A 21872-nucleotide genomic window follows, 5' to 3' on the forward strand; every position below is an offset into this window, starting at 1 on the left:
GTGCACACGGTCGTGGCTAGCAGGAGCGGACTTCGGCTTCCAGGCCGTTGGTGAAGGTGATGCAGGCGCGGGGGCGGCCCTGGTTGGGCTTGGGGCGGACGATCAGCGGGAAGGCTTCGGAGCCGCGGATCTCGTCTCTGGGCCCGGTCAGGAGCGAGCCGACGGCGCCACCGCGCGCCTCGGTGGCGGCCCGGACGTCCTCAACGGTCACGACGCTGCGGGCCTCCTTCACCGCCGCGTTCTCGGCATCGGTGGCGACCGCCAGCGCGAAGTCGATCTCCGGCGGTTTCGACCACGTCGTCTGCGAGACCGGGAAGACGAGCCCGAACATGAGCAGGCCGATCGCCGTGATGATCTGACGGAGGCGACGAGTCTGGTCGGTGGCGAGCAGCGCCGCACAGCAGAGTGCGAGGAACAGGGTGAGACCGCGCAGGATCCAGTGCCGGTCGAGCCGGCTGTCCACCGCCAGGGCCGCGACGAGCGCGATCACGACGCAGAGGACGGCGGCGGCGAGCGCCCGGATCCGGGGAGACACGGAATGCATGGCGCAGACGATAGACGGACAGCCGTTCATCGCAGCGCAGTGCCCGCTCGGCGCGCGACGCGCCGGTCAGGATCGTGGGCCGACGACGGTCCTGGCAGATTCGGTCAGGTCGTGTCTGGTGGTCCCGCCGCGGTAGGCGGGCAACAACCAGACCTGAGTCCCACCGCCTCCGAGGGATTGGATCGACCGTGGACCCCACCGACATCGAAACGCCTGGTTCGTGGAGCATCTCGCGGCGTCGAGCGCTGCAACTGACCGGAGGTGTGGCGGCGGCCGGCGCCGTCCACACCGCATCACCGGCGACCGCCGCCCCTGACGCCCCGGCGCAAGCCGTCCTGACCGAAGCCACCAACCAGGCCGTCCTGACCGAGGGCACCAACGTCATGGTTGCCGTCTCGCCCGACGGGAAGTGGCTCGCCTTCGACCTGGTCACCGCGATCTGGGTGACTCCAGCGGCCGGTGGCGTGTCCCGGCGGCTGACCGACGATCTGCAGGACGCGACCCGGCCGCGCTGGTCCCCGGACGGCCGCCGGATCGTGTTCCAGTCGTACCGCGACGGCAACTTCCACCTCTGGTCGATCAACGCCGACGGTTCCGGCCTTCGCCAGCTGACCACCGGCCGGTACGACCACCGCGAACCGCACTACACCCCCGACGGCCGGTACGTCGTCTTCTCCTCCGACCGCGGCGGCAACGGCAGCTACGGCATCCACCGCCTCGAGCTCAGCACCGGTACGATCGTCGCCCTCACCGACGACGCGACCGAAGAGGCCGAGCCGGCCGTCTCCACCGACGGCACCAAGATCGCCTTCACCGTCGACGCCGCGGCCATCGTCGAGCTCAACCTCGCGACCGGCGAACGCAAGACTCTCGTCCCGGCCCAGGCCGGCAGCACTGTCTACGGTCCGGCCTACTCCCCCACTGGTCAACTCGCCTACGTCCGGCTCGCCGGACCGGTCTGCGATCTGGTGGTCGACAATCAGAAGGTCACCAGCGGCAAGGACGTCTTCGCCGTCCCGCCGTCCTGGGGATCCGAGCTCTACTACACCGCCGACGGGCACGTCATGCGTCATCAGGTCGGCGGTGCGCACACCGTCGTACCGTTCACCGCGACGGTGCCGGTGACGTCGAAGCGGCCCCGGCCGAAGGCGCCGGATCTCACCTCGACCGCCCGGCGTCCGGTGCTCGGGATCGCAGGCCCGGCGGTGTCTCCGGACGGACGGTGGGTCGCGTTCCGGGCCCTGAACGCATTGTGGCTGGCGGCAACGAGTGGCCGAGGGCAACCACGGAAGCTGGTTGCCGACGGCTACTTCAACTCCGATCCCGACTTCTCCCCGGACGGGACGAAGGTGCTGTACGCCAGCGATCGGGACGGGACCGCCGATCTCTGGCTGCACGACCTGACGACCGGCGCTGACACCAAGCTCTCTTCGTTGCCCGGGGCACAGACCGCGCCGCGGTTCTCCCCGGACGGCAAGCAGGTCGCGTACCAGGACCAGGACGGCATCGCCTGGGTCCTCGACCTCGCGTCGGGTCAGGTCCGGCAGCTGACACCGACGCTGTTCCAGCCCGGCCGGGTGAGCTGGTCGCGGGACGGGAGGACGATCGTGCTCGCCGCGGTCAAGCCGTTCTCCAAGCGGTTCCGCGAAGGCACCAGCCGGCTCCTGTACGTCGACCTCGAGACCGCACCGGCCACCACCGCGCTGGAGTACGTCGAACCGATGCCGTTCCGATCGCTCGCCACCCGCGGCGACGACGGCCCGATCTTCTCCCCCGACGGCAAGTGGCTCGCGTTCGTCGTCGAGAGCCTGCTGTACGTCGCTCCCGTCGACAAGCGCGGCCGCTTCACCGGCGAGCCACGAGCCGTCACCGACGAGGTGACCGATTCCCCGGTCTGGCAGGACAGCAACACCCTGCTCTACCTGAACAACGGCCGGCTCCGGCGCACCAACCTCACCGGCTCCCGGCCCCAGACGATCAAGCTCGACCTGCACTGGCGCCGGGCGACCGTGAACCAGCACGTCACGATCCACGCCGGCGCCCTGTGGGACGGGCGCGCGACCACGCTGCGCCGCGACGTGGATGTCGTACTGGATGGTTCGCGGATAGCCGCCGTACGACCGCACCAAGGCTCGGCGGACGTCGACGCCAAGGACCTGACCGTCATGCCGGGTCTGATCGATGCGCACAACCACTGGCATCTGCGCGGCCGGGCCTGGGGCGCTCGGCAGGGCAACCTGTGGTTGTCATACGGGATCACGACCACCCGGTCGCCCGGCGATCCGGTCTACCAGATGCAGGAGACGCGAGAGGCACTCGCGCACGGGTCGCTGCTCGGGCCGCGGTACTTCGCGACCGGTGAGGCGATCGACGGGTCCCGGGTCTACTACAACTTCATGCGGCCGACGCTGTCGCTGCGGCAACTAGGTCTGGAGCTCGACCGGGTCGAAGGGCTCGCCTACGACCTCGTGAAGACGTACGTGCGGTTGCCGATCGAGTATCAGCGGCGCGCGATCGCCGCCGTACATCGCCTTGGGTTGCAGCTGTCGTCGCACTACCTCTACCCGGCCGAGCACCTGGGCATGGACGGGATGGAGCACACCGGCGCGACCAACCGGCTCGGCTACTCACACACAGTCAGCCGGCTCGGCCGTGCGTACGCCGATGTCGTGACGCTGTTCACCAAGGCCGGACTGTCCGTCACGCCGACGCTCTTCAACTCGACGATGGCACATGTCGACGACCCGTCGTTGCTGACCGACCGGCGAACGACCACGCTCTTCCCGTCCTGGGAGTACGCCGCTCTGCAGAGCGAGGTGAACACCGCGGCCGGACCAGCGGGGGTGACGACGCGGGAGCTTCTCCGTGGCAACGTCGACATGGTGCTGCGGATCCATCGCGGCGGCGGCCTGGTCATCTCCGGCACCGACACCCCGCTGGACAACATCGCGATCTCGCTGCACGCGAACCTGCGCTCGATGGTGGCCGGCGGCTTCACGCCGTACGAGGCGCTCACGACGGCGACGCGCAACCCGGCGAAGTGGCTCAACCTGGAGGACAAGCTCGGCGTGATCAAGCCCGGCGCCCAGGCCGACCTGTCGTTCGTGACCGGCGACCCGCTCGGCGACATCCGGGCCGCGGCCGCGGTCGACCGGGTGATGATCGCGGGCAAGCTGCACACGATCGACGATCTGCTCACGCCGTACGCCGGCAGCGCGCGTACGACGGCCGCCCTGCAGGCGCCGGCCGATGCGCCGAGGCCACTCAGCCGGGAGCAGGCGCACGCACACGACAGCGCCTACTGGTGGCACGAGCCCGAATGGCTGCACCGGGCGTGCTGCGAAGGCTGACCCCTCCCTTACGTCCGAAGAACTGGCGAGAGGTCCCGCCAGTTCTTCGGACGTCAGCGGCTCAGAAGGGGAGCTTGGGCTGCGGTGGTGCGTGGGTCGGGTCGACGCCGTCGAACAGGCTGCTGACCGACTCACCGTCGTGGATGCGCTTGATCGCCTCGGCGAACAGGGTGGACACCGAGCTGACCTGGAGCTCGGGGAAGCCGGCCGGCCGGGGCACGGTGTCGGTGCTGATCACCTCGGTCACCGATGGGTGCGACCGGAGCCGCTGCACCGCCGGACCGGCGAACAGGCCGTGGGTGCAGGCCACCGCGGCCTGCGTGCAGCCGCGGTCCTTGAGCCGGTCCAGCAGCTCGATGATCGAGCCGCCGGTGGCGATCTCGTCGTCGAGGATGATCGCCCGCTTGCCGGACACGTCGCCGACGATCGCGTCGATCACCACGCGGTCGTCGGCCAGCCGCTGCTTGCTGCCGGCCGCCACCGGCAGCCCGAGCAGCCGGGCGAACTGGGTCGCGGTCTTCGCGTTGCCCAGGTCCGGGCTGACCACGACCGTGTCGGACAGGTCGTGGCCGCGGAAGTGGTCGGCCAGGACGCCGATCGCGGTCAGGTGGTCGACCGGGACGGAGAAGAAACCGTGCACCTGCGGCGCGTGCAGGGCCATCGTCAGCACCCGGTCGACGCCGGCCGCGACCAGCAGGTCGGCGACGAGGCGGCCGCCGATCGAGATCCGGGAGGCGTCCTTCTTGTCGGACCGGGCGTAGGCGTAGTGCGGCATCACCGCGGTGATCTGCGCCGCCGAGGCGCCCCGGGCGGCGTCGATCATCAGCAGCAGCTCCATCAGGTGCTCCTGCGTCGGCGGCACCAGCGGCTGGACGATGTAGACGTCGCGCTGCCGGCAGTTGACCTGGAGCTGCACCTGCAGGCAGTCGTTGCTGAACCGATGGATCTCGACCGGTGAGAGCGCCACACCGAGATCGGCACAGATCCGCTCCGCCAAGCCTCTGTGGGCACTTCCGCTGAACACGACGATCTCTCGCACGGATCTCCCCGAACACGCTGCCGACCCCGACACTCGCACCCTATCTCGCCGGGCGAAAGACTCGTGCCGGCGGCCGTGGACAGCTCAGGTGCTGAGCAGGCGGCCGAGCGTGTGCGCGGCGCGTCGGCAGTCGTCGGTCGAGGCGTCCAGGTGAGTGACGACCCGCAACTGGGTCGGTCCGACGCCGCCGACGAGCACACCGGCCGCGCGAGCGGCTTCCACCACCTCAGGCACTGACTTGCCGGTCGCGGCAAGGTCGGCGACGACGATGTTGGTCTCAACCTGGTCCGGCTTGACCGAGCCGGGTGCGACGTCGGCCAGCACCTCGGCGATCAGCCGCGCGTTCGCGTGATCCTCGGCCAGCCGCTCGACGTTGTGCTCCAGCGCGTACAGCCCGGCAGCGGCCAGGACGCCGACCTGACGCCAGCCCGCGCCGAGTCGCTTTCGCCACACCCGCGCTTCCCGAATCAGCTCGGTCGACCCGACCAGCACCGAGCCGACCGGCGCGCCGAGCCCCTTCGACAGACACACGCTCGCGGCCGCGGCCCGGGACGCGTACGACGCCATCGACACGCCCGACGCCACGGACGCGTTCCACAGCCGCGCGCCGTCGAGATGGAGCCGCAAGCCATGGGCGTCGAGTTCGTCGGCCAGTGCGTCGTACGCGTGCTGGATCGAGCCGCCGCCGAAGTTGTGGGTGTTCTCGACCGAGACGGCCGCGGTCGGCACGAAATACGGGCCGAGGTCCGGGGCGATCAGCGCGCGAATCTGCTCGAGGTCGATCTGGCCCGCGGCAGCGCTCCAAGTGCGGGTGGTCACTCCGCTCAGCGCCGCGTGTGCACCCAGCTCGGCCCGGGCGATGTGCGCGCTCGCCTCGCAGAGCACCTCGGAGCCGGGCGGCACAAGTGCCCGGACGCCGAGGATGTTCGCGAGCGAGCCGGTGACCGTGAACAACCCGGCCTCGTGACCGAGCAGGCCGGCCACGGTCTCCTCGAGCCGGTTGACCGTCGGATCCTCGCCGTACACGTCGTCACCGACCGGCGCCGACGTCATCGCCGCCAGCATCCCGGCCGACGGCCGGGTGACAGTGTCGGACCGCAGGTCGATCACGCAGCGCCCCCGGTCAGGCCTGGGCGCCGCGGAGCCGCTCGGCGACCAGGAAGGCGAGCTCGAGCGACTGGTGCCGGTTCAGCCGCGGGTCGCAGGCGGTTTCGTAGCGGTTGACCAGGTCTTCCGCGACCAGCTCCTCACCGCCGCCCAGGCACTCGGTCACGTCTTCGCCGGTCAGCTCGATGTGCATACCGCCCGGCCAGGTCCCGACCTGCTCATGCGCGTCGAAGAAGCCCTGCACCTCGTGCATGACGTCCTCGAAGTTGCGGGTCTTGTAGCCGTTCGGCGTCTCGAAGGTGTTGCCGTGCATCGGGTCGCACACCCACGCGATCGGCGAACCGTGGTCGCGGACCGCCTCCAGCAGCGGCGGCAGCGCCTCGCGGATCTTGCCCGCGCCCATCCGCGTGATGAAGGTCAGCCGGCCCTCGATGCCCTTCGGGTTCAGCTTGTCGATCAGCGCCCGGATGTAGTCCGGCGTCGTGGTCGGGCCGATCTTCACCCCGAGCGGGTTGCTCAGCGAGGCCAGGAACTCGACGTGCGCGCCGTCCAGCTGGCGGGTCCGCTCCCCCACCCAGAGCAGGTGGCCGGAGACGTCGTACGGCTGCTCGGTCCGGGAGTCGATCCGGGTCAGCGCGTGCTCGTACTCCAGGATCAGCGCCTCGTGCGAGGCGTAGAAGTCGACCGTGTGGAACTCCTCCGAGTTCGCCCCGCAGGCCCGCATGAAGGCGAGCGCGCGCTCGATCTCGGAGGCGAGCCGCTCGTACTTCTGCCCGACCGGGGACGACTTCACGAAGTCGGTGTTCCAGGCGTGCACCTGGTGCAGGTCGGCGTACCCACCGGTGGTGAACGCGCGGGTCAGGTTGAGCGTCGCGGCGGCCGCGTTGTAGACGCCGCGCAGCCGCTGCGGGTCCGGGATCCGCGCCTCGGGGGTGAACTCCAGCCCGTTGACGGCGTCACCGCGGTACGACGGCAGCGTGACACCGTTGCGCGTCTCCTCACCGGAGCTGCGCGGCTTGGCGTACTGACCGGCGATCCGGCCCACCTTCACCACCGGCACGCTCGCGGCGTACTGGAGGACGACGGCCATCTGCAGCAGCACCCGCAGCTTGGCCCGGATGTTCTCCGCGGTGACCCCGTCGAAGGTCTCCGCGCAGTCCCCGCCCTGGAGGATGAACGCCTCGCCGCGCGCGACCTCGCCGATCTTCGTGGTCAGGTCGTCGCACTCACCGGCGAACACCAGCGGCGGCAACTTCCGCAGGTCGGCGATCACCTGGTCCAGCGGCGCGGACTCCGGCCACTCGGGCTGCTGCAGCGGCTTCAGCGCCCGCAGCTCATCCAGGCTCGGAACTCCGGGCACTTCCCCCGCACTCAACATCGCGAATTGCATGCGGCCAGCCTAAGCCAGCCCGCCACATCCCCACTCCCCCGTCTCACCCCACCCCGAAACCGGGTTCGGGGAGATTCCTCATCCGTTTCGGGCGCACGACTCTCCCCATACCAGCTGTCCACAGGTGACGCGTGGGTGGGGAGAGGGAGGGCAGGAGGGGGCATCTTCTCTGGTGGAGGACGAAGGGAGAGGACTTGACCGGGTCGTTCGTGGAGTTACGGAGGAAACAGCTGGGGGCGTTCAGCCGGGCTCAGGCGATTGCGCATGGGATCACCGACAAGGTGCTCCAGGGCCGCTGCCGAGCTGGGCGGATTCAACGGGTGTACGACGGCGTGTACGTCGACTTCACCGGTCCATTGCCGTGGGAGACCAGGGTATGGGCCGCTTGGCTCGCGTACGGGCCGGAGGCCGCCCTGACCGGCGTGACCGCGCTGCGTTGGTACGGCGTGGACGGCACCTGGAGGGACGACCTCATCCACCTGGCGCTGCCCCAGTCGCGCCGCGTTGTGCGTCGTACGGGAGTCGTCGTCAGCCGCCATCGCGACCTGCCGGCCCGGCTCCACAGCGCCCGCGAACCGGCGACGGTGCGCCTTGAAGTGGCCGTCCTCGTCACTGCTAGCGCCGAGCCGGGTGTGTCCCGGCAGGCTGCAGTCCTGCTCGACGCGTGCCGCCAACGCCGTACGACGCCCGAGCGCCTGCTCATGGAACTCGGCTCACTCCCCAAACTGCCCAATCGCCGACAGCTGAGCAGGGTCCTGCTGGACGCGGCGGATGGCGTCCAGTCCTTCCTCGAACAGGTCTATCGACGACGAGTCGAGCAACCACACCGCCTGCCCGCTGCCGAGCGGCAGATTCGGGTGGTGGCGGCCGAGGGACCGCGGAACGTGATCTACCGAGACATCGAGTACTCGCCGTACGGGCTTATTGTCGAGGTCGACGGCCGGGCGGGGCACTTCGACACGTTGTCGCGATGGCGCGACATGAGTCGTGACAATCTCGCTGCGACAAGCGGCAAACTCACCTTGCGGTTCGGCTACCAGTTGCTCAGCGAGCCGTGCACGGCCGCCGCCCAAGTCGCCGCCGTTCTCCGCCTTCGAGGCTGGCCAGGTTCCGCCCACCCCTGCTCCGGCACGTGCCCCGTGGCGTCCGTCAGCGAGCCGGTTCGGGGAGTTTCTTCGCCCATTAGGGGCGCATGATTCTCCCCAAACGAATCGGGTCAGGTGAGGGCACCGGGGTCTGGGGGTACGTCGACGGCGTGGGCGCGGAGCAGGGACAGGGGGATGGTGTCCAGAGAGCGGGCATGCGTGGACGCCAGTACGACGGGAGCCGCTGCGCTGTCCTGGTACGCCTGGAGCCAGCGGACCGCCACGACGCACCAGCGATCCCCCGGCTTCAGCCCGGGGAACCTCAGCTCGGGCCGCGGGGTGACCAGGTCGTTCCCGACCGACACCTGATGAGCCAGGAACTCCGCCGTCATCACCGCGCACACCGTGTGGCTGCCGAGATCCTCCGGGCCGCTCGTGCAGCACCCGTCCCGGTAGAACCCGGTGACCGGATCGGTCCCGCACTCCTCCAACGCTTCGCCGAGCACGTTCAGGTCGCCGTCCATGCGACCATCCTCACACCGGCGGTTCGCCGAAACGCCTCAGCTGGCCTTGGTGTCGCCCAGGCGGAGATGCTCGTCCACCGACTCGCCGGCCTTGATCAGCTCCTTGGCCTTCTCGGCGTACATGTCGACGTACTCCTGGCCGGACAGCTCCATCAGCGCGTACATGATCTCGTCGGTCACCGAGCGCAGCACGAACCGGTCCCGCTCCATCCCCTCGTAGCGGGAGAAGTCCAGCGGTTTGCCGAACGCGACGCCCGGGCGGACCAGCCGCGGCAGCCGGCGGCCCTTCTCCCGGTAGAACCACTGCGGCCAGAGCTTGCCCGGCGGCTGCAGCTTCTCGGTGTCGATCATCGCGACCGGGATGACCGGCACGCCGGCCACGATCGCCATCCGGGCGACGCCGGTCTTGCCCTTGTACAGCCGGCCGTCGGGTGAGCGGGTGCCCTCGGGGTAGATCCCGAACAACTCGCCCTTCTTCAGGATCTCCAGCCCGGTGTTGAGCGCGGCCAGCGAGGCGCGCCCACCGGACCGGTCGATCGGGATCTGGCCGACGGACCGGAAGAAGGTCGCGACCAGCTTGCCCTTCAGCCCGGGCGCGGTGAAGTACTCCGACTTCGCCGGGAAGACGATCTGCCGCGGTACGGCGACCGGCAGGAAGATCGAGTCACTGAACGCGAGGTGGTTGCTCACCAGCAGCGCGGGGCCCGTGGTCGGGATGTTCTCCACTCCGGTGACCTTCGGGCGGAAGAGCAACTTCACCAACGGTCCGACGAAGAACCGCCTGAGGAACAGGTACAGCATCGCCCTACCTCCGTCACTCGTCCACAACGCCACTCACCGGGTCCAGATCCGGCACTGCTCACAATGCACCAGTGTCCGCCGGTAGCGACGGTCGCGACAGCTCTGGCGCCCACCGTCGGCAGGACATTACGTTCCAGCTTCCTCCTCAGGCAATGTCACGGCCAGGAATGCGGGCGTTGCACACCGTGTTGTCACCTGGATGCAGACTGGTTGCAGCCTAGATGCGACCATTGGCCTGCGGCTTGGGCCCGTCTGGGCCCGACCGTCTGTGAGGACCGCGACCGGCGAGGAGTCGACCGTGCCAGTGCAAGGCCATGCGGAGGACTTCCGCAGCCCGGGATCCGGGCAGAACGCCGCCGTCGGGGTCCTGCTCAGCCACGGCTTCACCGGTTCGCCGAAGTCGATGCGCCCGTTCGCCGAGCACCTGGCCGCGGAGGGGTACGGCGTCGCCGTACCGCGGCTGCCCGGGCACGGCACGAGCTGGCCGGAGATGAACAAGACCGCCTGGCCGGACTGGTACGCCGTACTCGACAACGAGCTGGAGCGGTTGCGCAAGGAGCACGACCAGGTGTTCCTGGCCGGGCTGTCGATGGGCGGCTGCCTGGTGCTGCGGCTGGCCGAGCAGTACGGCACCGAGATTTCCGGTCTGATCCTGATCAATCCGTCGGTGCGGACCGACGACAAGCGGCTGGCGCTGTTGCCGGTGCTGTCGCGGCTGGTGCCGTCGTTCCCGGGGATCTCGAACGACATCAAGAAGCCGGGTGTCGACGAAGGCGCCTACGACCGGATGCCGCTGCGGGCGCTGCACTCGTTGTCGCAGCTGTGGCAGCTCACCCGGGACGACCTGGCGAAGGTCACACAGCCGGTGCTGATGTTCCGCAGTACTGTCGATCACGTGGTGGAACCGAGCTCGGGGCGGACTGTGCTGGCCTCGATCTCGTCCCGCGACGTGACCGAGACCCTGCTCGAGGACAGCTATCACGTGGCAACTCTGGACAACGACGCACCCCGCATCTTCGCGGACTCCGCGGCCTTCATCCGGCGGCTGAGCACGATCGGAGAGCAGGGCGCCGATGCGTGACAACGGCCTGACCGCCACCGAGTACACCTCCCTGGGCGGCATCGACCCCCTGATCGCCGAGCCGGTCCTCACCGCCCTGGCCGAGGCCGGCATCGCGGCGTACTGCGCGAGTTCCGGTGAGTCTGCGACTGACGCAGGTGAGAGCGCCGGCGTGGCCGAGCCGGCGGACCACTCTGGCGCCGCCTCCGGCTCCGCGCATGCGGCGGAGCCCACCGCTGGTGACGCGAGCGGTGGCTCGGCGGGCGGGCGCGCCGCCGAGGCGTCGGCCAAGGCCGAGCAGCCGGAGGCTGATGACGAAGTTGCCGGTGACGACACCTCCGCCCCGACAGTGGCTGATGCGGGCGGAGCGGCTGAGACGAGCGGGGCGGCCGAGCCGGCGGCGAAGGCCGATGCGGCCCCGGCGAAGGCCGAGGCTCGGCCTCGTGTCCCGTCGGGCTTCGACGAGATCTTTGTGGACAGCGGGGCGGTGGAGCGGGCTCGGCCGGTGATCGCGCGGAGCACCGAGGACGCGGAGTGGAAGTCGCTGGTCGAGCAGTTCAACGCACCGTCCGCGCCCGGGCACGACGGCGGTGCGACGCCGGTGCCGCGATGGCCGGCCAGTGAGGACGTCGACGACAAGTACGAGCCGCTGATCGACGTACCGGCCGGACTGGACGCCGAGGACAGCAGGGACGACGAGGAAGAGGCCAAGCCGGCCAGGAAGCGGGACGACCCGCACGACCACTTCGTCCCGCCGGAGCCGCCGCGCGGCCCGAAGCTGGACTGGATCAGCCGGATCGCCTGGCTCGGCCTGATCGGCGGTCCGCTGCTGCTGATCGCCGCGGCCGTGCTCGACTTCGGCACCGGCCGGATCACCACGATCGCGGTGGTCGGCTTCATCGCCGGCTTCCTGACCCTGGTGATCCGGATGAACGACCGGCTGCCGCCGGGTGACAGCGGGGACGACGGCGCGGTCGTCTGATCGCCGCACCGGCAACTGGTGAAGCATTTGTCACACCGGAACGCTAGAGTGCGGATCGTCGGACAATCCGACGAACTCCGAGGAGGTATCCGTGCAGGTCACCGAGACCGTCGAGATCACCGGCCACCTGATGGATTCCGGGCTGCTGTCCCGGGTCCTGGACGACATCCGCGGGTACGGCGGTGAGTACACGCTGGACAAGTTCGACCTCGGCTACGACAAGGACGACCCGTCCACGGTCCGGATGACGGTCGGCGCGGAGGACGAGGAGGCGCTGCAGCGGCTGCTGATGCGGATCCAGACCAAGGGCGCGAACCTGGTCAATCCCGGTACGCCGGAGATCACCGAGGTGACCCAGGACGGGGTGTTCCCGGACGGGTTCTACTCGACCACCAACCTGCCCACCAGCGTCCGGCTCGGCGGGCACTGGGTCGTCGTACAGAACCCGGAGATGGACTGCGGGCTGCTGGTCGAAGGCGAGACCGTGCGGACGATCCCGATGTCCGAGGTGAAGGCCGGGATGCGGATCATCACCAGCGCCCAGGGCGTCAAGGTCACTCCCCCGATGGTTGTGCACACCGAGGAGGGGTTCGGCTTCATGGAGTCGGACGTCTCCAGCGAGAAACCGCAGCGGGTGCTGGTCAAGCAGGTCGCGGACGGCATGCGGGAGGCGAAGGCGAACGGCCAGAAGGTGCTCTGGGTCGGCGGCCCGGGCATCGTCCACACCGGCGCCGCTCCGGCCATGGTGGCACTTGTCGAGGCCGGCTTCGTCGATGTCCTGTTCGCCGGGAACGCGCTGGCCACGCACGACATCGAGTCCTCGCTCTACGGTACGTCGCTCGGCGTCGACCTGGCCCGGGGCCGGGGTGTGGAGCACGGCCACGAGCACCACATCCGGGCGATCAACACGATCCGCAAGGCCGGCTCGATCGCGGCCGCGGTCGAGCAGGGGGTGCTCACCTCCGGGGTGATGCACGCGCTGGTGAAGAAGGGCAAGAAGTTCGTGCTGGTCGGGTCGGTGCGCGACGACGGACCGCTGCCGGACGTCTACACCGACGTCCTCGAAGGCCAGCGGGCGATGCGGGCCGAGCTGCCCGGTGTCGGCTACTGCCTGATGGCCGCCACCATGCTCCACTCCGTTGCCACTGGCAACATTCTGCCGGCATCCATCCCGCTGACCTGTGTCGACATCAACCCGGCCACAGTCACCAAGCTGGCCGACCGCGGCTCGTCCCAGGCCCGCGGCATCGTCACCGACGTCGGCCTGTTCGTCGAGCACCTCGCCCGCGAACTGTCACCGTCGTACGCCGACAACAAATGAGTCAGAGCTCCGCGCTACGAGTGGGCGGCGACGCTGTCGGCCGCCCACGTGACGTCCGCAGAGCTCAGTAGCCGCGCGGCCCCTGGGTGCTCGACCGTCCGCCGCCCTGCCGCGCGTCGCCCCACGTCTTCGCGCTGTCCTCGGCTTGCACCCGCCGCGGGCTGCCGGCCGGCGCCAGCGGGTCACGCGACCTCTCCGCATCGACGCTCGGACCGTGCCGAACAGTGTGCTCCAGCCTTTCAGCGAACGCGATGGTGGAATTGATCTCGTCGTCGCGGCTGTAACGCCCCGTCGTCCGGGTTCCGGTGGCGGGCTGGTCGTGCCGGACAACCACCGCGGATTGGTAGGTCTTCTTCGGATCGATGTAGGCGGAGGTCTTGTCCGGTGTCACCAGCAGGTTCTCGTACTCGAGGGACGAACTGCGGCCGACGACGTGGAGGTACCCATCGTCGTACCTCTTGTCCTCATAGAAGCTGCTGTTGTTGCCGGTTCGGTACCCGTCCGCATGACCGGGTGCCTGCGCGCAGGTGGCTCGCACGGCATCGATGAGCTCCTGGCCGGTGATCGGCCGGTCGAACGTGACTTTGTGCTTGGCAACCGAGTCGGTCAGGTCGATCACGTCACTCCTTCGGCAGGGTTCCTGAGCGGCCGATCGTAACGACCGTCGAGGCCATCGCGGCGGTTCGGGTCACAGCGGTCTGGAGGCGGACAGGGCAGGATGTGTACATGACGGAACTCGTGCACCTGGACGTGGCCGGCGGCGTGGCGACGGTGACGTTGGATTCGCCGCAGAACAAGAACGCGTTGTCGCAGCAGTTGACCGGGGAGTTGCTGGAGCGGCTGGAGGAGGCCGGTGCCGACGATGCGGTACGGGTGATCGTGATTCGCTCGGCGCTGGACGTGTTCTGCTCGGGTGCCGACCTGTCGGAGGCGACCACGGTCGGCATGGGGGTCGGCGCCCAGCGGATGGTCGACGTCCAGCGGGCCATCGTGGCCAACCCGAAACCGGTCGTCGCGCGCGTCGCCGGGCCGGTGCGGGCCGGTGGGATCGGGATCGTCGCTGCGGCCGACATCAGTGTCGCGGCCTCGGGTTCGACCTTCGCCCTCACCGAGGTGCGCCTCGGTCTGGCGGCGGCGACCATCTCGCTGACCGTCATTCCCCGGCTCACCGACCGCGCCGCGTCGTACACCTTCCTCACCGGCAACGGGTTCGACGGGCTGGAGGCGGCTCGCTTCGGGCTGGTCACCCTCACCGTTCCCGACGACGACCTGGACGCCGCGGTCGCGACGGTCCTGGAGTCACTGCTGAAGGGCGCTCCGCAGGGCCTGCGGGAGACCAAGAAGCTGCTCAACCGCGAGCTTCTCGCCGATATCGATGCCCGTGGCAAGGATCTCGCCGAGCTGTCCGCCGGGTTGTTCGGCTCCCCCGCCGCCCAGGAGGCAATGCTCGCGTTCCTGAACCGCCGGAAGGCCTAGCTCAGCTCAAGCCTGTGCAGGGCTCCTGCGGTCAGGGTGACCGGGATGCGCTGGTCGCCGTACCGGATGATCCGTTGCTGGTCGCGGCTCGCGGTGAGGACGGCGCCGACGCCCGACGGCGACCAGGCGAGGTCGACGGTCACTCCGCCGCGTGCCCGCAGTCCGGTCACCCGGCCGGTCGTCCACGCTGCCGGTACGGCGGGCAGCAGCTCGATCTCGCCGGTGTGGCTCTGCAGCAGCATCTCGGCGATTCCGGCTGTCGCGCCGAAGTTGCCGTCGATCTGGAACGGCGGGTGGGCGCAGAACAGGTTGGGGTAGACGCCGGCGCCGCTGCCGACGTAGTCCGTGCCGGTGTCGTCGGCCGGCGTCAGGAACGCCCGGACCAGCCGGTGCGCGCCTGCCGCGTCGCGCAACCGGGCCCGGAGGTTGATCTTCCAGGCCAGCGACCAGCCGGTGGCCTGGTCACCACGCAGGTCGAGCGTGCGCGCGGCGGCTGCCGCCAGGGCCGGGGTGCCGTCCGGAGTGATCGCGTCGCCGGGGTGGAGACCGACCAGATGCGACATGTGCCGGTGGTGCGGATCCTCCTCGGGCAGGTCGGCGGCCCACTCCTGCAGTTGCCCGCGGCCACCGATCGACGGATCAGGGATGCGCTTGCGGGCCGCGGCGAACTGCTCGACCAACGGATCGGTCAGCTCGAGCTCCTCGGCGGCGAGCTCGCAGCGGTGGAACAGGTCCGAGATCAGCGCGAGGTCCATCGTCGACGAGACCGTCACCGAGGCGGGTTCTCCGTCGGCGGCCAGGTAGGTGTTCTCCGGTGACGTCGACGGCGACGTACCCAGACTGCCGTCCGGCAGCTCGACCAGCCAGTCGAGGCAGAACTCGGCCGCTCCCCGCAGGATCGGCCAGGCCCGTTCCAGGAACCCCCGGTCGCCGCCGAACGCGTAGTGATCCCACAAGTGCCGGACCAGCCAGGCACCGCCCATCGGCCAGTTGGACCACCGCGGGTCGCCCTCGACCGGCAGAGTCCAGCACCAGGCGTCGGCGTTGTGGTGTGCGGTCCAGCCGCCACATCCGTACCGCTCCTTCGCCGTGCGACGACCTGCCTCGGCGAGATGCCCGAGGAAGTCGAGCAGTGGTTCGTGGCACTCCGGCAGGCTCGTCGTCTCCGCCGGCCAGTAGTTCATCTCGGTGTTGATGTTGACCGTGTAGTTCGAGCTCCACGGCGGCTGGAGGATGTCGTTCCAGATGCCCTGCAGGTTCGTCGGCAGCCCGCCGGGGCGCGAGCTCGCGATCATCAGGTAGCGCCCGTAGTTGAACACCAGCGCCGCAAGGGACGGGTCCTCCGCCGCGACGGCCCGAGTCAGTCGTACGTCTGTCGGTACGTCGGACTCGTCGCCAGGTCCCTCCAGTTCGAGTGACGATCGGCGGAACAGTTCCTGGTGGTCCGCGGTGTGCTCGGCGACGAGTTCGTCGTACGCGCGATCGAGGGCGGCGGCGACCTTCTCCTCGGCCTGGGCGAAGCATTCGCCGGCGGTTCGGGTCGGTGGTGTCGACGGGCCGTCGTACCCGGTGGCGGTGGAGAGGATCAGGGTGATCTCGGTGGCCCGGGTGATGGTGAGGCCGGCCTCGGTCGCGGTCTGTTCACCGTCGCTCCGGGCGCCGAGTGCGATGGCTGCTGCCATGCCGCGGTCCGCTCCGTCGGAGTAGCGGACGGGTTCGGCTACGCCGCGGTGCTGGGGCGAGACGTCGGCAGGGGCCTGCAGGAGGAGGCCGAGTCCGTCCGGTGCCGGTTCGGATCGCAGCTGGGAGGTCAGGCGTGCGGTGAGAGCGATCGGTTGCGAAGCCGTCAGCCGCAGTACGAGGACGCCGGCCGGAGCGCTCACGAACACCTGCTGGCGAACGGCAACGCCGCCGAGCTCGTACGACGCTTCGGCCGTCGCCGCATCGAGGTCGAGGGTCCGCCGGTACTGCGTTGCATCGCCGGCGGTCGGCGTATCGCCTGCGATCCGGAGATCGAGCAGCAGGTCACCAAGCGGCAGGTACGCCTGCGAGTGGCCGGCCTGGAAGCCGCGGACCAACTCGTGCGCGCGACGGATGTCACCGGCCGCCAACGCTGCTCGCACGTCCTCGACCGCCTCCGGGCCGGTAACACCCAGCGGCGCGGACAACAGGCGTGCGGTCTCCGGGCTGCCCGACCAGCAGGTCTCGTCGTTCAGCGCGATCCGATCCGTGCCGACCCCGCCGAAGCACATCGCCCCGATCCGGCCGTTCCCCAACGGCAGCGCCTCCACCCACGCACCAGCCGGCCGGTCGTAGGACAACCGCTGAGCCCTCATGCACCCCTCACCCGCAACAGATCCGACGAATCCCCGGGATCCTAGCCAAGGCCCGACCTCTCAGCTAGATCACCACCGGAAACATCCGACCACCCAGAAACTCGTCCCGTGAGTTCGATGAGCATCGGGAGGTGGTCGGAGGCGGCGGCCAGGTCTTGGGGGCTGGCGGGGGTGGGCAGGATGCGGCCAGTGAGGGATGGGGTGAGGTGGGCGCCGTCGATGCGCTTGTGGGGGTTGGTGGAGCTGAAGGTCGGGCCGGCGTCGGCGCCGAGATCGACTAGGCCTTCTTCGGCGAGGCGTTTCCAGACCGGGCCGTCGGGCTCTTCGTTCAGGTCGCCGACCAGGAGGTACGGCGTACCGAAGGAACGGCAACCGCGGAGGACCTGCTCGAGTTCGTGCTGCCGGCCGCGGATGTGCAGGCCGAGGTGACAGACCACAAGGGCCAGCGTGGCGGTGCCGAGGGTGACGCGGCCGCCGACCGCGCCGCCGGGGAGCTGGGTCGCGATCAGGCGGAGCCGACGGCGCAGGAACGGGCGCCAGATCCGCCAGTGCAGCGGTTCGGCCAGTTCGGTGCCGTCGGCAACCAGAATCGCGTTCCGGGCCGAACCGATGACGTACGTCATCCCGAAGCTCGCGGCCATCGCCCGGCGTTTGCGCCTGGTGCCCCACCAGGTCGGCGCCTCCTGCACGAGCATCACGTCCGGCGCGCACGCCTTCACCACCCGCGCCAGTGCGGCCCTGTCGTCACCCGACCGGTGCACGTTGTACGACAGCACCCGCAGCACCGTGGTCCGCCCGAGGTCACCCGTCGTGCCTGATCCCGGGTCGGGATCCAGACTCATGCCTCGGTGTCGCCGTTCAGCTCGGCCTTGAGTTCGCCCGGTCGTTCGGAGTAGTGCAGGTCGGCGTCCGGGGCCGCCGCGCGCATCCCGGTACGGCGACCGGCCGACTTGCGAGCGGCTCGTTCGAGGCGGGTCGAGCGGTTGCGGGCGACCGCGGTCTTCGCGGTCACCGCGGTCGTCTTGACCCGGACCCGGCGCAACCAGGTCGCCTCCTCCCGGGCCAGGTCGGCGGCACCGACCAAGCCGGCCTCCGGACCGAGGACGGCTCGCACGATCCGCGCCTCCGGCCGGAACCCGCGTCCGGTCAGCGTCCGCTTGAACGCCTCCCGGGCCGGCGCCAGCAACAGCTCACCGGCGTCCGACACACCGCCGCCGATCACGAACGTGCCCGGATCCAGCGCCGCCGCGAGGTTGGCCAGGCCGATCCCGAGCCAGCGACCGACGTCCTCCAGCAGCTCGACCGCGACCGGGTCGCCGTCCTTGGCCAGCTCGGTCACCATCGGCCCGTTGATCTTCCGCGGATCGCCGTCCGCCTGGCGCAGCAGGTTGTGGGCGACCGGCGAACCCGACAGCGCGAGCTCGCGCGCCTCCCGGGTCAGCGCGTTGCCCGAGGCGTACTGCTCCCAACAGCCGCGGTTCCCGCACTCGCACCGATGCCCGCCCGGCACGACCTGCATGTGCCCGAACTCACCAGCGATGCCGAACTTCCCGCGCTGCAGCGAACCGTCGTTGAGGATCGCCCCACCGATACCGGTGCCGAGCGTCACGCAGACCAGGTGGCTCTCGCCCTGACCGCCGCCGAACCGCCACTCGGACCAGGCCGCGGCGTTCGCGTCGTTCTCGACCACCACCGGCAGGCCGAGCCGGCGCTCGACCGCATCCCGCAGCGGCTCGTGCCGCCAGGCGAGGTGCGGGGCGAACAGGACCGACGAGCGCGTCCCGTCCACGAATCCTGCCGCGCCGATGCCGACCGCGATCACGTCGTGCCGGGACTCCAGGTCGCGGACGATCTCCGCGATCGCGTCCTCGGTCTCCTTCGGGTCCTTCGTCGGCGTGTCCCGGCGCAACCGGTCCAGGATGTTGCCCTCCGGGTCGACCACCCCGGCGGCGACCTTGGTGCCGCCGATGTCGATCCCGATCGTCAAAGCCTGCGTCAGAGCCACCGCACGACCCTCCTCGCCGTACCCCCAGCCCCCGCCGGACTACGTCCAGTATCCACCAACTGGTACGTCTTCATCCGGTCGGTGAGACCGGGCGGCGAGCCAGGTCGGCGGCGCCGATGATGCCGGCGTCGTTGCCCAGCTCGGCCAGGCCGAAGGCGGGATGCGGACGGTTGGCCTTGGCCGGGAGGTTCTTCTCGAACGCGACCTGCGCCGACTTCAGCAGCAGCTGCTTGGCCGCGCTCACCCCGCCGCCGATGACGACCACACTCGGGTCGAACAGCGTCGTGATACTGGCCAGGCCCTCGCCAAGCCAGCGGCCGAGGTCGTCCAGCAGCTCGACCGCGCACGGGTCGCCTTCCGACGCGGCCTGCGTGATCATCGGCCCGGTCAGCTCGGCCGGGTCCGAGATCCCGCACACGCTCAGCATCTGCGCCGCCGCCAGCGATCCGGACTCGGCCAGCGCCCGACCTTCTCGCACCAGCGCGCTGCCGGACGCGTACTGCTCCCAGCATCCGCGCGCACCGCAACCACACCGATGCCCGCCCGGTACGACGCGCATGTGCCCGAGCTCGGCCGCGACACCATGGGCGCCGCGCAGCAACTCGCCGTCGATCACGACTCCGCCGCCGATCCCGGTGCCGACCGTGATGCAGACCATGTGCTCGACGTCCTTCGCCGCACCGAAGGCGAACTCGCCCCAGGCCGCCGCGTTCGCGTCGTTCTCGACCACGACCGGGATCTTCAGCGTCTCCGCGACCCGCGCGCCGAGCGGCTCGTCGCGCCAGGCGAGGTTCGGCGCGAACAGCACCGTCGACCGGTCCGACGAGACGAAGCCGGCGGCCCCGATGCCGACCGCCTCGACGTCGTGCCCGGCGGCGATCAGTTCGGCCGCCGCGTCACAGATCGCCGCCGCGGTCTCGTCGACCGAGGTGGCCGGGGTGTCGCGGTGTGTCCGCGCGCCGATCGCACCGTCCAGGCCGACGACGCCGGCCGCGATCTTGGTACCGCCGACGTCGATGCCGATGGTCAGTCCCATGGTTCGGGGTCCTCACTCACGTCGATCCGGTCCACCCGGGACCGGCTCGGCTCCTCCTCCTGCTGCGAGGAGCGCGACGCTGCGTCCTCCCGCGCCTGCTGGGCGGCCTCCGCGGCCGCCTCCAGCAACGATCGCACCGACCCGAGCACGTGCGCCGCCGCTGTCGACAGCTGCTCGATCGTCTCCGGGCTGGTGTTCCGCACCTTGTTGATCAGCTGACAGACCGGACACCACACGCAGTCCGGACCGAGTTTGTGTTCGTGCTCCGGTACGTCGGATGTCGTCGTACCACCCGTGTCGGTCGCCTGCTGCAGGACGGCGAACAGCTTGGCCGCCTCCTCCGCAACAGAACCAATCGGCTCCTTGGTCATGGGGCCTCCCGGCCTGGACTGAGGAGTGAAGGGAGCGAAGCGACTGGAGCGACGAGGGAAGGCCGGGAGTCAAAGCCCCATGACCCGCCGCGCCGGAGGCGTGGCATCAGTACGCTCATGGGGCCTCCCGGCCTGGACTGAGGATCGCGGCCTCGCGCTCGAGGCGCTGCGCGTGGTACTCCGCCGTCAGGCCCTGTGCCAGCTCCTGGGCCGACTCCAACGGACCGGTCCCGGTCGGTACGTCGGACATCACCGGGCGGGCCAGCTCCCGCGGAGCGAACCGCACCTGCAACCGTCCGTCATCCAGCCGCGCGCCGGCGACGACGCCACGCGCCAAGGCCGCCGGCAGCGGCAGCACCCGCCGGTACGACCCGACCGTGATGATCAGCTCGTCCCCGTGCCGCGCCAGCTCCAGCTCACTGGCGGATGCCAGCGGCAACGGCATCGTCAGCGTGTACGTGCGGCCGTCGGTGTCGATGTGCCGGTCCACCCACAGCGATGTTTCGTCCGTCGCCCGGGCGAACGGGTCGTCACCGCCGTACATCTCGACCGCGAAAGCGGCCAGCTCCTCGACGCCCACCGGTTCGCAGACCCGGTACGGCGACTCCCAGATCGGCAGCGGCCGGAACGAGTCGGCGACTTCCTCGAGGATCCCGCGCTGTGCCGCGACCCACTGACGCCGCCAGGTGTCCGCACCGGCGGCCGGGAACACCCGGTTCGCCACGACGCCGTCCACGCGGTAGCCGTACAGCGAGAGACGGGTCAGCGATCGCCGCGCCTCGGCCACGACCACGGCCTCCGGCGTCAGCACCAGCCGCACCGACGCGTCCGGGCCGGCGAGCAGGGTGCGGATGTCCGAGAGGTCGCTCTGCAGCCGCCGCAACGCGTCGAAGACCGTGTCGTCCGGCATCGGGATTCCCGACGTACGGCTGAGGAAGGGCCGGAAGGTCCGCATCACCTTGCGCTCGGCGTTGAAGATGCGGTCCATGTACCAGTTCAGCGCCTCGGGCAGCGCGAGCAGCCGCAGCGTCTCCGCGGTCGGCGCGCAGTCCACCACGATCACGTCCCAGCGCCCGGACCGGACGTGGTCGCGCACCTCCAGCAGCGCGAGCACCTCCTCGGCCCCCGGCAGCACGGTCAGCTCCTCGGCCTCGATCGGGTCCACCCCGACCATGTGCAGGACCGACCGCAGGTAGGCCTGGATGTCACCCCAGGACCGCTCGAACCGGCGCTGCGCGTCGATCTGCTGGACGAACAGCAGGTCGTCGATCTCGGTCGGCTCACCGCCGACCTCGGAGTCGAAAGCGTCCGACAGCGAGTGCGCGGCATCGGTCGACAACACCAGCGTGCGCAGCCCGCGCAACGCGGCGAGCGTGGCGGTCCCCGCGGCGGAGGTCGTCTTGCCTACGCCGCCCTTGCCTGTGTACAGCAGAACCCGAGTCACT

19 protein-coding genes are annotated in these 21872 nt (G+C 70.0%); 6 read left to right on the forward strand and 13 right to left on the reverse strand.

What is annotated here, in order from left to right; translation table 11 throughout:
• Positions 1–16 precede the first annotated feature (16 nt).
• Positions 17–544 (reverse strand): hypothetical protein, encoded by a 528-nt coding sequence (locus AB0F43_RS02075; protein ID WP_360469331.1) that lies wholly within the window; start codon positions 542–544, stop codon positions 17–19.
• A gap of 188 nt (positions 545–732) precedes the next feature.
• Between AB0F43_RS02075 and AB0F43_RS02080 the strand changes: the two genes are divergently transcribed.
• The gene (locus AB0F43_RS02080; protein WP_360469334.1) at positions 733–3894 is read left to right on the forward strand and encodes an amidohydrolase family protein; all 3162 of its coding nucleotides are present in this window, start codon (positions 733–735) and stop codon (positions 3892–3894) included.
• Positions 3895–3955: 61 nt separating this feature from the next.
• On the opposite strand, the gene AB0F43_RS02085 is transcribed toward AB0F43_RS02080, so the two are convergent.
• The 3 genes from AB0F43_RS02085 to AB0F43_RS02095 form a co-directional block, all read right to left on the reverse strand.
• On the reverse strand, positions 3956–4933 hold the full coding sequence (locus AB0F43_RS02085; RefSeq protein ID WP_360469336.1) for a ribose-phosphate pyrophosphokinase: 978 nt from the start codon (positions 4931–4933) through the stop codon (positions 3956–3958).
• A gap of 84 nt (positions 4934–5017) precedes the next feature.
• Positions 5018–6043 (reverse strand): GntG family PLP-dependent aldolase, encoded by a 1026-nt coding sequence (locus AB0F43_RS02090; protein ID WP_360469339.1) that lies wholly within the window; start codon positions 6041–6043, stop codon positions 5018–5020.
• Positions 6044–6056: 13 nt separating this feature from the next.
• Positions 6057–7430 (reverse strand): class II 3-deoxy-7-phosphoheptulonate synthase, encoded by a 1374-nt coding sequence (locus AB0F43_RS02095; protein ID WP_360469342.1) that lies wholly within the window; start codon positions 7428–7430, stop codon positions 6057–6059.
• A 194-nt stretch (positions 7431–7624) separates the two neighbouring features.
• Here AB0F43_RS02095 and AB0F43_RS02100 point away from each other — a divergent pair, with 194 nt between their 5' ends.
• Entirely contained in the window at positions 7625–8626 is a 1002-nt protein-coding gene (locus AB0F43_RS02100; RefSeq protein ID WP_360469345.1) for a type IV toxin-antitoxin system AbiEi family antitoxin domain-containing protein, read from the forward strand.
• Positions 8627–8646: 20 nt separating this feature from the next.
• Here AB0F43_RS02100 and AB0F43_RS02105 read toward each other — a convergent pair whose 3' ends face one another.
• Together AB0F43_RS02105 and AB0F43_RS02110 are read right to left on the reverse strand one after the other, a co-directional pair.
• On the reverse strand, positions 8647–9039 hold the full coding sequence (locus AB0F43_RS02105; protein WP_360469348.1) for a DUF2237 domain-containing protein: 393 nt from the start codon (positions 9037–9039) through the stop codon (positions 8647–8649).
• A gap of 36 nt (positions 9040–9075) precedes the next feature.
• Complete coding sequence (locus AB0F43_RS02110; RefSeq protein WP_360469351.1) at positions 9076–9840, reverse strand: lysophospholipid acyltransferase family protein; 765 nt, start codon at positions 9838–9840, stop codon at positions 9076–9078.
• Positions 9841–10138: 298 nt separating this feature from the next.
• Here AB0F43_RS02110 and AB0F43_RS02115 point away from each other — a divergent pair, with 298 nt between their 5' ends.
• The 3 genes from AB0F43_RS02115 (at position 10139) to AB0F43_RS02125 (ending at position 13203) form a co-directional block, all read left to right on the forward strand.
• On the forward strand, positions 10139–10921 hold the full coding sequence (locus tag AB0F43_RS02115; protein ID WP_360469353.1) for an alpha/beta fold hydrolase: 783 nt from the start codon (positions 10139–10141) through the stop codon (positions 10919–10921).
• Positions 10914–11882, forward strand: coding sequence for a hypothetical protein (locus tag AB0F43_RS02120; protein ID WP_360469356.1), 969 nt, complete (start codon positions 10914–10916; stop codon positions 11880–11882). The genes AB0F43_RS02115 and AB0F43_RS02120 overlap by 8 nt, the downstream gene beginning before the upstream one ends.
• A gap of 91 nt (positions 11883–11973) precedes the next feature.
• On the forward strand, positions 11974–13203 hold the full coding sequence (locus AB0F43_RS02125; protein ID WP_360469359.1) for a TIGR00300 family protein: 1230 nt from the start codon (positions 11974–11976) through the stop codon (positions 13201–13203).
• 64 nt (positions 13204–13267) lie between these two features.
• Here the strand turns inward: AB0F43_RS02125 and AB0F43_RS02130 are convergent, their stop codons facing one another.
• Positions 13268–13822: a hypothetical protein gene (locus AB0F43_RS02130; protein WP_360469362.1), complete on the reverse strand. Its 555-nt coding sequence runs from the start codon at positions 13820–13822 to the stop codon at positions 13268–13270.
• A gap of 107 nt (positions 13823–13929) precedes the next feature.
• Between AB0F43_RS02130 and AB0F43_RS02135 the strand changes: the two genes are divergently transcribed.
• On the forward strand, positions 13930–14679 hold the full coding sequence (locus AB0F43_RS02135; protein ID WP_360469364.1) for an enoyl-CoA hydratase-related protein: 750 nt from the start codon (positions 13930–13932) through the stop codon (positions 14677–14679).
• On the opposite strand, the gene AB0F43_RS02140 is transcribed toward AB0F43_RS02135, so the two are convergent.
• The 6 genes from AB0F43_RS02140 to AB0F43_RS02165 form a co-directional block, all read right to left on the reverse strand.
• Positions 14676–17015, reverse strand: a complete 2340-nt coding sequence (locus AB0F43_RS02140; RefSeq protein ID WP_360469367.1) for a glycoside hydrolase family 95 protein — start codon at positions 17013–17015, stop codon at positions 14676–14678. The two genes, AB0F43_RS02135 and AB0F43_RS02140, sit on opposite strands and share 4 nt — an antisense overlap.
• 41 nt (positions 17016–17056) lie before the next feature.
• Complete coding sequence (locus tag AB0F43_RS02145; RefSeq protein ID WP_360469370.1) at positions 17057–17857, reverse strand: endonuclease/exonuclease/phosphatase family protein; 801 nt, start codon at positions 17855–17857, stop codon at positions 17057–17059.
• Positions 17854–19020, reverse strand: a complete 1167-nt coding sequence (locus AB0F43_RS02150) for an ROK family glucokinase (RefSeq protein WP_360469373.1) — start codon at positions 19018–19020, stop codon at positions 17854–17856. The genes AB0F43_RS02145 and AB0F43_RS02150 overlap by 4 nt, the downstream gene beginning before the upstream one ends.
• 70 nt (positions 19021–19090) lie before the next feature.
• Positions 19091–20056, reverse strand: a complete 966-nt coding sequence (locus tag AB0F43_RS02155) for an ROK family glucokinase (RefSeq protein WP_360469376.1) — start codon at positions 20054–20056, stop codon at positions 19091–19093.
• A complete protein-coding gene (locus AB0F43_RS02160) occupies positions 20047–20427 on the reverse strand; it encodes a hypothetical protein (protein WP_360469379.1) in 381 nt (126 codons plus the stop codon). Before AB0F43_RS02160 ends, AB0F43_RS02155 begins: the two co-directional genes overlap by 10 nt.
• A 115-nt stretch (positions 20428–20542) precedes the next feature.
• The gene (locus tag AB0F43_RS02165) at positions 20543–21871 is read right to left on the reverse strand and encodes an ArsA family ATPase (protein WP_360469382.1); all 1329 of its coding nucleotides are present in this window, start codon (positions 21869–21871) and stop codon (positions 20543–20545) included.
• Position 21872 lies beyond the last annotated feature (1 nt).

This window comes from Kribbella sp. NPDC023972 (assembly GCF_040639075.1).
Lineage (GTDB): Bacteria > Actinomycetota > Actinomycetes > Propionibacteriales > Kribbellaceae > Kribbella.